The 12405-nt window shown below is 54.8% G+C and carries 14 protein-coding genes; 2 read left to right on the top strand and 12 right to left on the bottom strand.

Translation table 11 applies throughout. The features are described 5' to 3' along the window. Positions 1-2: 2 nt before the first annotated feature. Together mobF and ACOI8A_RS27405 are read left to right on the top strand one after the other, a co-directional pair. On the top strand, positions 3-2942 hold the full coding sequence (gene mobF / locus ACOI8A_RS27410) for a MobF family relaxase (RefSeq protein WP_420657922.1): 2940 nt from the start codon (positions 3-5) through the stop codon (positions 2940-2942). A gap of 75 nt (positions 2943-3017) precedes the next feature. Beyond that, on the top strand, positions 3018-3767 hold the full coding sequence (locus ACOI8A_RS27405; RefSeq protein WP_420657921.1) for a hypothetical protein: 750 nt from the start codon (positions 3018-3020) through the stop codon (positions 3765-3767). A gap of 328 nt (positions 3768-4095) precedes the next feature. Here ACOI8A_RS27405 and ACOI8A_RS27400 read toward each other — a convergent pair whose 3' ends face one another. Genes ACOI8A_RS27400 through ACOI8A_RS27345 form a run of 12 tightly spaced genes read right to left on the bottom strand, consistent with a single transcriptional unit; the run spans position 4096 to position 12383 of the window. Beyond that, positions 4096-4734 (bottom strand): KfrB domain-containing protein, encoded by a 639-nt coding sequence (locus ACOI8A_RS27400; RefSeq protein ID WP_420657920.1) that lies wholly within the window; start codon positions 4732-4734, stop codon positions 4096-4098. A gap of 47 nt (positions 4735-4781) precedes the next feature. Then, positions 4782-5264: a KfrB domain-containing protein gene (locus ACOI8A_RS27395; RefSeq protein WP_420657919.1), complete on the bottom strand. Its 483-nt coding sequence runs from the start codon at positions 5262-5264 to the stop codon at positions 4782-4784. 14 nt (positions 5265-5278) lie between these two features. Then, positions 5279-5884, bottom strand: coding sequence for a phospholipase D family protein (locus ACOI8A_RS27390; RefSeq protein WP_420657917.1), 606 nt, complete (start codon positions 5882-5884; stop codon positions 5279-5281). Continuing rightward, positions 5874-6203 (bottom strand): TrbM/KikA/MpfK family conjugal transfer protein, encoded by a 330-nt coding sequence (locus tag ACOI8A_RS27385; RefSeq protein WP_420657916.1) that lies wholly within the window; start codon positions 6201-6203, stop codon positions 5874-5876. Before ACOI8A_RS27385 ends, ACOI8A_RS27390 begins: the two co-directional genes overlap by 11 nt. Positions 6204-6232: 29 nt before the next feature. Next, complete coding sequence (locus ACOI8A_RS27380; protein WP_420657914.1) at positions 6233-7135, bottom strand: lytic transglycosylase domain-containing protein; 903 nt, start codon at positions 7133-7135, stop codon at positions 6233-6235. Further along, positions 7119-8147: a P-type DNA transfer ATPase VirB11 gene (gene virB11 / locus ACOI8A_RS27375; protein WP_011475414.1), complete on the bottom strand. Its 1029-nt coding sequence runs from the start codon at positions 8145-8147 to the stop codon at positions 7119-7121. Before virB11 ends, ACOI8A_RS27380 begins: the two co-directional genes overlap by 17 nt. A gap of 9 nt (positions 8148-8156) precedes the next feature. After that, the gene (locus ACOI8A_RS27370; protein WP_420657912.1) at positions 8157-9440 is read right to left on the bottom strand and encodes a TrbI/VirB10 family protein; all 1284 of its coding nucleotides are present in this window, start codon (positions 9438-9440) and stop codon (positions 8157-8159) included. Positions 9441-9442: 2 nt separating this feature from the next. After that, positions 9443-10234, bottom strand: a complete 792-nt coding sequence (locus ACOI8A_RS27365; protein ID WP_420657911.1) for a TrbG/VirB9 family P-type conjugative transfer protein — start codon at positions 10232-10234, stop codon at positions 9443-9445. Between the two features lie 25 nt (positions 10235-10259). Then, a complete protein-coding gene (locus ACOI8A_RS27360) occupies positions 10260-10925 on the bottom strand; it encodes a VirB8/TrbF family protein (RefSeq protein ID WP_420657910.1) in 666 nt (221 codons plus the stop codon). A 3-nt stretch (positions 10926-10928) separates the two neighbouring features. Beyond that, complete coding sequence (locus ACOI8A_RS27355; RefSeq protein ID WP_420657909.1) at positions 10929-11792, bottom strand: type IV secretion system protein; 864 nt, start codon at positions 11790-11792, stop codon at positions 10929-10931. Further along, positions 11780-12178, bottom strand: a complete 399-nt coding sequence (locus ACOI8A_RS27350; protein WP_420657908.1) for a hypothetical protein — start codon at positions 12176-12178, stop codon at positions 11780-11782. Before ACOI8A_RS27350 ends, ACOI8A_RS27355 begins: the two co-directional genes overlap by 13 nt. Continuing rightward, a complete protein-coding gene (locus ACOI8A_RS27345; protein WP_011475420.1) occupies positions 12171-12383 on the bottom strand; it encodes a hypothetical protein in 213 nt (70 codons plus the stop codon). Before ACOI8A_RS27345 ends, ACOI8A_RS27350 begins: the two co-directional genes overlap by 8 nt. Between the last annotated feature and the right edge of the window lie 22 nt (positions 12384-12405).

Below are 12405 nucleotides of genomic sequence, written 5' to 3'. Positions count from 1 at the left end.
CCATGTTCAACGTTACCTCTATCAAGGGGAGCAACCAGTACGCGGCAGCTGGCTACTACACAGCTGCAGACGACTACTACGCAAAAGAGTCCCCCGGCGAATGGCAGGGAATAGGCGCCGAGCTTCTAGGACTGGAAGGGCCAATCGACCAGAAGGAGCTGGCCAAGCTTTTTGACGGCAAGCTTCCGAACGGCGAGGTGATGCCCAAGACCTTTGATAAGGAAACAGGTAATCGCCGGATGGGTTTGGACCTGACCTTCTCAGCTCCAAAATCTGTCTCGATGCAGGCCCTGATCGCCGGTGACAAGGACGTGGTAGCGGCGCACGACCGCGCAGTGACCAAAGCGATGGAGCATGTCGAGAAACTGGCGCAGGCCCGCCGAAAGGAACATGGCAAGTCCATGCTCGAACGGACGGGCAACCTGATTATCGGTAAGTTTCGGCACGAACTCAGCCGCGCCAAAGATCCTCAGTTGCACACCCACGCCGTGGTCATGAACGCGACCCGGCGTGAGGATGGTAAATGGCGAGCAATACACAACGACGATATTTTCAAGATCCAACCGCAGATTGACGCCATGTACAAGGGCGAGCTGGCCAAGGAGCTGCGCGAGCTGGGTTATGAAATCCGGGTTTTGGACAAAGAAGGGAATTTCGAGCTGGCCCATATTTCGAGGGACCAGATCGAGGCATTTTCGAGCCGTGCCAAGGTGATCGAGGAAGCGTTGGCCAAGGACGGTAAAACACGAAGCAACGCCACGGCCTTGGAGAAGCAAATTATTGCGATGGCCACCAGGCCACGCAAAGACGAGCGCGACCGTCATTTGGTCAAAGAATACTGGGTCACCAAGGCGCGAGATCTAGGTATCGAGTTCGGTGGCCGCAGTCAGCTTGATAACCGCGAGTACGGTAGGCGCTCAGAGAGCATCCATGCAGAACACAACCTGCCGGAAGGCATCACCGCTGGCCAAGCAGTGGTCCAATACGCCATCAACCATCTGACCGAACGTGAGCAGGTTGTCGGCGAGTCAGATCTGCGCACAGCTGCACTACGGCGCGCTGTTGGTCTGGCTTCGCCGTCCGAAGTAGACGATGAAATTAAGCGTCTGGTGAAACAGGGATCGCTGATCGAGTCCCCACCAACCTACAGGATGGCCACCGGTAAGGAGGGGGCAGCGGCGCTGTCACCTGCAGGTTGGCGTGCATTACTGAAAGAACAAAAGGGCTGGAGTGAAAAGGAAGCCCAGCAGTACGTCAAGATGGCGATCAATCGTGGCTCTTTGGTTGAAGCCGAAAAACGGTACACCACTCAACGAGCGTTGAAGCGGGAAAAGGCAATCCTCGCCATCGAGCGCAGCGGACGTGGCCAAGTCGCGCCGCTGTTGAGCAAAGAGCAGGTAGCGAAAGCACTGGAGGGCTCAACACTTTCTGCAGGCCAGTACCAGGCCGTGGAAGTGATCGTCAGTACGAGCAACCGATTCGTTGGCATCCAGGGCGACGCAGGCACCGGCAAAACTTACTCAGTTGATCGCGCTGTTAAGTTGATCGAGTCAGTCAATAACGCCATGACCGAACGGTCCACAACGACCGATGCGGTTTTCCGTGTCGTTGCTTTGGCTCCCTACGGGAACCAAGTAACCGCACTGAAAAACGAAGGGCTGGACGCTCACACACTCGCTAGTTTTTTCCATACCAAAGACAAGAAGCTGGACGAGCGGACAATCGTGGTCCTCGATGAGGCTGGTGTAGTCGGCGCTCGCCAGATGGAGCAGCTGATGCGAATCATCGAGCAGTCCGGCGCTCGACTGGTCCAGCTGGGCGACACCAAACAAACGGAAGCTATCGAGGCTGGCAAACCATTCGCCCAGTTGCAGCAAAACGGTATGCAAACTGCGCGGATCAAGGAAATTCAGCGACAAAAGAACCAGGAGCTAAAAATCGCTGTTCAGCATGCGGCTGATGGCAACCCGGGAAAGTCGCTTGAGCATGTCAATCATGTTGAAGAATTCCGGGAACCTGGCCAACGGCACCAAGCCATCGTTCGTGACTACATGTCGTTGACACCGCAAGAACGAAAAGAAGTATTGATCGTCGCCGGTACGAACAAAGACCGCAAACAGATCAACGCAATGACAAGGGAGTCGCTTGGCCTCGTTGGCAACGGAAAAGAGCTGCCAACGCTCAACCGCGTCGACACCACACAAGCCGAACGCCGGTACGCTCCAAGCTACAAAAAGGGAATGATCGTACAGCCCGAGAAGGATTACATAAGGGCTGGTTTGTCCCGAGGGGAGCTGTACACCGTTGACCAGGCCCTGCCCGGAAATGTGCTGGTGGTGAAGGACAAGAACGGAAACCGCGTTGAATTCAATCCTCGGAAGTTGACCAAACTCAGCGTCTACAACCTTGAGAAGCCGGAATTTTCCGTTGGCGATCTGGTGCGGATCACCCGTAATGATCAAAAACTGGATCTCACCAACGGCGACCGAATGCGCGTGGTTGGAACCGCCAATGGCGTCATCGAGCTGGCATCCCTCAAGGAGAAAGACGGCACGCCTGAACGGGTAGTGGCCCTCCCAACTAACCGGCCATTGCATCTAGAACACGCCTATTCCGCTACCGTCCACAGCGCCCAAGGTCTTACAAATGATCGAGTGATGATTTCCATCAACACGAAAAGCCGGACGACTTCACAAAACCTTTGGTACGTGGCCATCAGTCGGGCAAGGCACGAAGCGCGCATCTATACGGACTCAATAGCCGGATTGCCTGCCGCCATTGCAAACCGTTACGACAAAACCACAGCCCTCTCGTTACAGCAGGCGCGTGAGCGTCAGCGTAACGAGTCGATCAAGCCGCGCACGGTGTTGGACGGCAAGGCGCTGGAACGCAAACAGCGTTCGGCACTGGATGGAGCGAGCGCAGGAAAATCAGGCGTCTAGATGATTTTTTGAATTGTGTTGAAAATATGGGTTCCGGTGTTGCCGGAACCTTTCGCATTTAGATGACGGGATTTTATGGCTGATTGGAAGAATATAGGCCAGGCCAGGTGGTATGACTGCAAGCTGGGGACCATGAGAGACGAGGACTTGGCTCAGCTTGTCGGTACGAAAAAGAACGTAATTCGTTACCGGCGTCAGCTATTCGATATCGACGCTTGGAATGTAAGAATGGCCATCGAGCCCTACCGGCATTTGTTGGGCATAGAATCAACTCGCACTGTAGCGCGCCTTTGCGGGGTTTCAGCCTACAGCGTTGATCAATACCGCAAATCTTTAGGGGTCAAGGCCAAGCCGGGACCGCCCTCACTCCCAAAGCCAAAGCGTTTCCCGGTCAACCATCCGTTGCGTCCCTACAAGCCACTCTTGGGCATCGTGCATGACCAGGACGTGGCAGATCTCGCAGGCGTTTCAAAAACAACGGTTCGAAACTGGCGTGAAACGTTGGGGCGTCCCCCTGCCAAACCATTACCCAAAGAGCCAGCAACGCCCCGGCTAAAAAACTATGTTGGTCCATGGCTTGGTTACGAATCTCTGTTCGGATCGATGTCGACAGCGAAGATTAGCCGCGCCGTGGGCGTGCCCTTCGCCGTTGTAGAACAGCGGCAGAAGTTTCTAGGGGCGACTCCATATCAGCGGGTTTCAAAACTGGTCCGGTACCAACATTTGATTGGTCTGATCCCAATTGGCCTGTTAGCGAAACTCGCCGGCGTTTCCATCAGTCGCGCCAGTGAATTCAGAAACAGGGTGTTGGCTGAGCAGAGCTAGGATCGCCGCTGGCAGCCAGGGGTGCCCCCTGGACGGCAGAACAAAGCAACACCAAGGGCGCGGCCCTTGTCAACGCGCTGGGGTCGCCCAGGCCTCGGGTGCGCGGGGTGGTGAAGCTACCCCACACACCCCGGCGCAGACTGGGGGTCACTGCGCACCGTCAAGCAGAATACGCCTGCGGCGGTCCTGCGGACGCGGAACCCACCTTCGGCGGGGCCCCCGCCATTCCACTTGACCGCGCTTCGTTCTGACAGCATGGCGCGGTATGTCATTTATCGCAGGCAGCAAAAAGGGGGCTAAGCCCCCTTTTCAAACAATCTCCCTATGTTCAGCCTCGGCCCATTCCGCCAAATCCCTTGGGTTGGTGCGAAGGCACCTTTTGTTCATGCTGCAGCTGACGATCTTTGACGATGCCCACACCGGCGAATGGGTAACGAATGGACAAGTCTTTGCCAGGGTGAACAAGGCCGGACTTTGCACTGCTCAGCGCGGAGCGATCATGCGCAACGTGCGTGACGCGATCACCGTTCACGATCTGCTGTATGACTTGGTTCTCCTTGAACCCAACCACCTTACCTTCGTAGGTTTTGCCAGCGACAGCGCGCTCGTACGCAGGCATATCCATCGGTTTTGACTTGGCAAGTTCCTGTTCTGCAGGCTTACCAACTGCAGCACCGGCATGCTCCTTTTTGCTCAGCTCAAGAGCGCCTTTGAACGACGCCTTGAACTCAGCTGCACCAGGTGCATTATCAAACGGCAAATCCTTGTATGGCTTACCTTCATGCACACCGGTGCCAGCGTACATTTTCGGACGATCACCCGGCTCTTGTACCAGGATCATCGGTTTATTAGTCAAGTCAGCCTTGAACCACGCTTCTCCAGCGGCCTTTGCGTCAGTGAATACCTGACGTTCTTTGCCTTCCTGATTGATGGTGTAGGTGGTTTGGGTAACGTCTTCTTTGGCCATGTCCTAATCCTCTTATCTGTCCTAGATCTGCAGCAATTGAACGCGGTTTAAACCCGCCCTATTCCAGCGGCGCCTTTCGGCAGGTGTTCGGGTGATCTTTGCCCATCCAGCTCCATGGCTGGCTTCGCTATGCCGACGCTTTCAGACACATAGCGGATGCTCACTGACCTGTCACTGGTGAACACATTTGCTTGCACGCTGTTGAGTGACGTGCGCTTGTGTTCAATCAAAACATCGTAACCATTGACCCGCGAAGCTTGATAAAACGACTGTGAATCGCGGTGAACGATTGGGCCATCGTAGGCCCTGCCAATGTCCGGCTGAATAGCCGGACCGTACTTTTGAAACAGTTCGAAGGATGGCTCACTACTGCGCTTGTGATCGGTTGCCCAGTCTTCGGCATTCCGTGGCGAAGCGTTGACATGCTCCGCCACGTTCTCACCAGGTCGCTTGCCTCCAGTCAGCTGATAAGCACCACGTTCACCCTGTTGCGTTCGATCCTTGTCCATTGGGTTTTCGTCTTTTTCCATTGGTAGACCCTCGCTCAATACTGCGGTTTGAAAGCTTTGCCCTGATCCCAACGGCTTTGCCAGTGGTTCAGGTATTGCTCGGCGAGATCGGCATCATTCCAAACCACCAATGCGTTCTCGCTGTTGCTCTTGGCTGCTGCAGCGGAGTAGTTGAAGCTCCCGGTTTCTACCGCTTTGCCATCCACAACGATGAACTTGTCATGATGAATCGCGTAAGTGCTGATCGTGCGCGTCGGTATGCCAGCACGTACCAGGAGTGACAGCGCGTGTTTCCCTGCCCGCGAGCCGTTGCCCTGCAGGTTGCCTTGGTAATCAGCAACCACCGCCACATCGACCCCGCGCTGTTTCGCTGTGATCAATGCTTTCGCTACATCAGGACTGGTGAACACATAGGCCGAGAGCCTGATCGAGCTGGAGGCTGAATCGATGGTTCGCAGTACCAGGTCGCGGGCAGATCCTTCCGGAGAAAACCCCACCTCGATGCGACGAGCACCGTCAACCTCGACCGTCGCCGCTGACGGCTGGGCGTCCGTGGACTGGTCCGCCCAGGCAATTGGAGACACCAAGCCAAAGAACGCGGAGAAGGCAAAAGTGCGGACGGCGTGCAACTTAGAAACCATAGCGTGAGCCTCCCCACTTATCGTTTGCTTGTTTGGCCCCGGCCTGATCGTCAACACATTGCGCCACGAAATCACCGCGAGCAGCTGCAGTGCGTGAAGGGCTGAAGTTGCCGTGCTTGAATTTCACGATGCTGAAATAACGCTTGAGATACTTGTCGCAATCACCGTCGCGGGACATGCCAAGCAGACAGAGAGTTGCCCCGCAAGCATCCTCATCACTGTTTTGCCCATACGAAAAGTCAGTAGGGGGCTGCGCGCCTGCTTGGGCAACACCGGCAAATGCCAAAGTCGCCAGGAAAGCTAAAACTTGTTTGCGCATTGGGATCTCCTTTTCTCGCATGCGAGAAATCAATTAATTATCTGTACGAACGATGGGGTGGCTTGCTGCTGTACGGGCATTGCCGCTGGCTCAGCATTGGCAGGCGACGCGTCGAAGGCTGTGAAATGACGTTTTTCCTCGGGCGCATCGCCGGTATCCAACTGAACCTGAATCTGCGGCTTTTGCTGTGCTTGGGGCTGTGCCTGTGCTACCGCCTGACCATTTGCATCCGTGAAGGTCAGCCACGGGGCTGCAGGCTGCTCAGAGGCTCCCTGAGCGCGCTTACGCGCTTTCGAGGGGGATTTTGTGCTAGTGACTACAGGAATGGCTTGCGCGGCTTCCTGAACGTCGAACGCGGGCACAATCGGATCCTCTGCCGTTGGGTTACTTGCACGGTCGACCACTTTTTCGACGTAGGACATTTCCCCAGGATGGTCTGGTTTGAAACCGCGCAGTTCGTTGCCGCTGTAATACATCGACGTTGCTTTCAACAACGCTTCTTGTTTTGTGCTGCTGGTCTTGAGGGCCTGACTGTAATACTCGATCAGCAAATTGCTGATCGCCTGCAGGTTGCGGCAGGGCTCGAAAACGTCCTGATAGCTCAGGCCCCGGGCGCGCATGTTCGTGACAAGCAGTTGCCCCAAGCCCATCGCGTAACGGTGGCCATCCCGCTCCAGCTGTTCAGCCGTCGCAACGGCTTCACTTAGGGACTGCGGTTGACGCTCAAGACGAGTACCAACCACACCAATGGCGTAGGGGTTGAAAGAGGATTCATTGCCTATCAGCGCTTTGAGCGTTGACGCGTGAACGTTCGGGGCGCACTTGGCTGCCAGTTCGGAGAAACGTTTAGGCTGTGATTCTTCGGCGGCAACGTGGCCAACAAGGCAGGCCGATGCGAGGATGGCCAGCGCGAATTTAGGCAGCTTTTGCATATTGCACCTCCGTGATGAAACGACGGCCATCAAAGCCGTATTCCCACTGGATCACTACGTCGATCAGGTGACGTGAGAATTCCACAAGTTGGTTTTTGGTCATGTCGGAGCCGCCACGCGATGCCATCGACGCAAGCCGGTCAAACATCAGGTCGGGGCTGTCCGAGTGGATAGTGCTGAATGAACCGCTATGGCCGGTGTTCAGCAATTCAAGATAGGGGTAAGCCTCAGCACCGCGAAGCTCACCCATGATTGCGCGGTCAGGCGTAAGACGGAGAATCGACTCAAGGTGATCAAACGGCGTGACTCGCGCTTTGCCTTGGCCACCTCGGGAATAGATCAAATGAACCACGTTCTCGCTTTTGAGACGGATCTCGCGTGTATCTTCGATTGTGACGATCCGCTCATTAGGGTCTACATGCTGCAACAGCATGTTGAGGAAGGTGCTTTTGCCCGCGTTTGTCCCTGCCGAAATCATGATGTTTTTGTGGGCCTTGACGCACCCAATGAAAAATTCCGACCAGCGCTTGGCGCGGTACAACTCGACCAGGTGATCATCGCTGTACTGATCTGGCGTGCGTGCCTCGTTGATCTGGTCAAACGCTCCCGAAGCGATGTATTGGTCCATCGTCAGCTGAACGCGGCCAGGTTTACGAATACAGACGATGCCGCCGATATGTTGCTCAACGGCAGGCGCAAGCACGCACTGGACCCGATAGTCGCCACGTTCCGAGTCCGCTACGTGGTCGCTCATGTCCATAGGGATGCGACCGGACAGGATCGGCGTATAAGCGTTGACCTCTTGCTCTGTATGCGCCGCAATCAACTCGGCTAGCGACTTGATCAGCGGAAGGGTGACGCCATCCACAGCGACGGGGCGCATGAAGCGGCTACCGCGATACGCGGCCCATACGTTGCCTGGACCGTTGATAGCAATCTCGGATACCGCTGGGTCATCGAGCAGAAAATCAAAACTGCGCAGCTTTTGGCGGAACGAAGCAATCTCAGACATGGAAAAACCTCAGTTAATGAATTTCACGCCGCCGTTGTCAGCCTCTTTGGCTTCCTCGGCGAACTGTTCGGTGAAGTCCAAATCACGCTGCAGGTAGATCACCACGCGTGAGCCATGAGGAACGGTGACTGTCGGTTGAATGTTTGCGTACCGGCTAAGAATGGTTTGCGAGGACTCAGCAGCAGCCTCTTGCACTTGAGTGCGGTACTGAGACGCCGAGTTGTCTTGATCGCCCGAAGAAACGCCGGAGTTGGAAGCCCCCGCACCGATGATCGAGACGGCAGCAGCAACACCGAAGATTTGCGCCCAGTGATTGTCGACGACACCACCCTGCCCAGCTGAACCCAGCTGATCAGATCCAGCGCTATCCAATGGAATTTCCATCGCTCGGCGACCTGGCAGCTTCGGCATACGCAACCAGTTCCAAACGGTGAACAGGCGCTCTTGACCAGGTGCCAGACTGGCGTTGTAGCTGCCGCACACCGAAGACCCCCAAGGGATCAATACACGGCGACCCTCAGCTGCATAAACGTCCTGCGCGACGCTCACGCAGATCTGGCCAGGCAATTGACTCTGCGCACGCGGCTGCAGAGTCGCTTCGATGACGGCACCCTGCAGAACCTTGAACTGCAGGTTTTCCAAAGCGCGTGCTTTGGCCACCGGTACACCGCTGGAATAGGTCGACGAGGCGAAATTCTCGTTGGCATTGCGGGAGACGCGCCCGGAATTACCCGAGTTACCACCCAGCAACGACCCACCGGCTGGTTGTTGAGCTAGATCTTGATCGTCACGGCCTTGCGCAAAACCATCGTCCTTTGCAGTAGCAAAGATCGCGGAGCGTTGGCGCGCAGCGAGCATCTTTTTGCGCGCCACCTCTTCTTGCAATTCCAATGCTTGACGCTGACGTTCAGCTTCGCTCAAGCCTTCCTGTTGAGTCTGACGCTCAGCTGTTGAACGCGGAGTGTCAGCAGGTGCACCGGGCTCGCCATCGTTGCTCACTGGCTTGACCTTCGCCGCTTCGCGCTTAGGTGTTGGGTCTTGGACCTTACGGCGCTCAGCCGCGACGATCTCATCGTTTTTTCCAGGGGCAGCAGGCTCGCCACTGTCATGCTTGAGCCAGTACACAAAACCACACGCCACAACAGCTGCGGCAATCATGAGAACGCCGCTGCGCTTTCCACCAGAGCCAGCCTTTAGCATCGAGTTCGATTGCGACTCGTTCCATTCGGCCATTTCTTCTTCGCGGGTTTTATCCGCTGGCTGATCAGTTGGTTTGATAGGTTCCTTCGCCATGGTTATGCCCCTCCCCCATCACGCGCACCCCGAGTAACCGTGCGCTTGTACGGATTCGCCAGGTTTTCAACACAGATATAGGAATTGCCGCTGCGCACCACGAACATGCTGGCCAGACGCTGAACGACCCAGTACTCGCCTTCGCGGCGTGCATTGACCATCGCCTCGGTGCCATCAGGCAGAACGCGATAAAACTGCGGCAGATCCGCGCCTTTTTTCATCAGAAACTTGGTGAACTGACCGTCATCCATGACGCCCTGCAGGCCGATGGCTTCTTTGTCACCCGAATAGCCGTAGTTGATGTTCGGGGAGGTCGGAGTACCGGTGCTGGTGACTGGACCAGCAGCGGAAGCCGCAGGGGTTTCCGCTGCATCGTTATACGAGGTGACACGGCTGGTTGGATAAACGAATCGGATCAAGTACGACTGGCTTGTTTTCGAGTTCGTACTGTTGAGCTGAAAGTAATACGTCCGTTTGGATGTAATCACCGTCATGTTTGTGTCTGCTTTGTCTTCCACCGGCTTCAAGAAAACCCGGTTACGGAATGGCATGCTCTGCCAGGAGATCGTGTCACCAAGTGCAACGACTTTGACCATTTCATCCGCTTCGAACTCAATGGATGTTTGGTATCCGTAAGTCCCGACCAGCTCATAAACTTGGTTTGGGTCATAGGGCACTTGTTTGACACGGTTGTCAGAGGACAGAGCCCTCGGCAACTTTGCAGCTTGTGCATTAAATGCACACAGAGCCAAACTCAGGGCAATAGCTGTCGGTAGAACGAACTGTTTTTTCATGATTAGTTTCCTTGTGGGGAATGAATTACTGGCGGCTCAGTTCTTCACTCTTACGGTATAAAGTTGCCAAGGTGCCAAACGGGTTTTCCCAACGATCACCCAAAGCCCTAGGGATCATCGTATGTGCAACCTTTATCGTTGCCAGGTAGGAAATAACCGTTGGCTCTTTGTCACCCCACTTGTGATTGGTTGAAAGGAACATCACCTGATACTCATCGCCAACCTTGTTCATGCGCTTGGGTTGGGCTTCGATCCAGTCGTTTTCCCCGAGCGATGCGTATGGATTGCGCGCGTTATCAGGGCTGATCTCCTTCTCATATTCGACAGCGACATTGCGGGTCATGTACGTGTGGCAGGTGTCGGACAGCTGTTGCTTGCGCCGAGGGTCAAAGGTGTTACAAGCACGAATGAAATCAAACAGAACGCCTTCGATGACAGCCTGCTCTTTGTCGACGTTTTCCGCCGTAACCGTGCGCTGCTTGAGCACTTCACCATCGGCGCCGATCACCGTCACCACATTGATGAACGTCTTTGTTTCAGCCAGGAACGCGATGGCTAGGGCTGACCCGACCAGGGCTAGTGCGAACGCACCATTCAGAAAGTAACTACGGTTACGTTCTTGTTTTACCTTTTTGTGTTCGAGTTGACGCTTACGGCGCGCAATCTCATCTTTCTTCAATGTATTGTCCATTGCTTATTTCCCCAATCCTACGGTTCGCAATGCCATCATCGCCAACGATGAACCACCGACTGTTGCGCTGGTAGCAATCGCAGCTGCCCACCCACGAACTTGCAATAAGCAGATGATCAACACGCCTTCAACGATGATAAGAGTTCCCCATTGTTGAGCGGTGATCAATGCAGCATCCGAAATGGTGGCTGTATTGGCGATCTCATCAATTGCTTGGCCGAAAATCGCATAACCAAAACGAACAATTGCGATGGACAATATGTAGATCAGAGAGAAGTTCAGCATTTTGCTAAACCAGCTCATTGTCCATTGCCGCGTTTGTTCGAAAAATATGAAACCGAGCAGTATTGGCAATATGCACATAATGATTGCTGCGCCAAACTTGGCAATCAGCATATTCAGGATTGCAGCGATAAACAGAATGCAGTTCACCATAAACAAACCGGAACCCATGATGATCATGCCAAACTGACGCCAGCTAACGTTCATCAGCGTGCTTGCAACCTGACCGACATTCACATAAAGCGCGTCAAGCATTGAAGTGCTATCAACACCTCTGCTCATGATTTGTGCCGCAATGGTTTCAGTCCAAGTACCCCAAATCTGATAGAGCGCCGACCCACCCGTTGACCAATTAAGCGTCAGGAAGACCATAAACGTGAGCATTGCCCGTTTAACAATGTCCCACGGCGCAACAGAGATTTTGCCGTTATAGGTCTGAATACCCAGGACTGCCCAATAAGCGACGGCGATTGTCCAGACCAGGGGCTCTACCAAGCCAGCGAGATTTGGGAAGACCTCGGCGACAAAGCTAGTTGTCACCTCATCGGTCGCCCCTATCAGGCCCTTGAGGGTTAGGTCCGCCATGGATTCGATGCCCCGTACACAGACTTGAAGTGCGTGATGACCTCGGATGAACGGAAGTCATCAGCACCAAGTGTCATGCCCGTTTCGGCTTTGATCTCTTTCGACGTTTTGTCGATACAGCCAGCGACCAGGCCCCCTTTGTACGATGGGTTCTTCATGTAGATCTCGGCGAAGCATGTCCCCGGAAACCACCTGGCCACATCAGCTTTAGTGGCTTTCAACAACGGGTTGCCCGAGGACGTTTCGATCTGTACCGGAGCATCGCCATTGGCAGGAGCCTCACTACCGAACTGAAAGGTGGTGGTGTTGACGTAGATGATGGTCCCCATGACAAACCCGGCGATTACCACGCACACGGTATTCGTTACGGTGAAGAACTTAGACATTGCGGGCCTCCTTGGCCTGAATAACGAAAGGCTTGAACTCACAGGCGCATGGCGACTTGTCGATCTTGCCGGTGTTGGTTACACAGCCCGACGCGGCAGACACGATGACGAGCAGCAGCATGAACTTGCCAAACCGGTAGAACAGCCACAGAGGCCCCCAGGCCGGTACGGTGAGGATCTTGAGAATCAGCCAAAGAGTTTTCATGTGATCTCCTTTTTCTCGCACG

It is taken from the genome of Pseudomonas sp. P4795 (assembly GCF_048822895.1).
In the GTDB taxonomy this organism is placed as follows: domain Bacteria; phylum Pseudomonadota; class Gammaproteobacteria; order Pseudomonadales; family Pseudomonadaceae; genus Aquipseudomonas.
The sequence above is the reverse complement of the archived record's forward strand: the minus strand, read 5'-3'. Positions and strand labels throughout refer to the sequence as shown.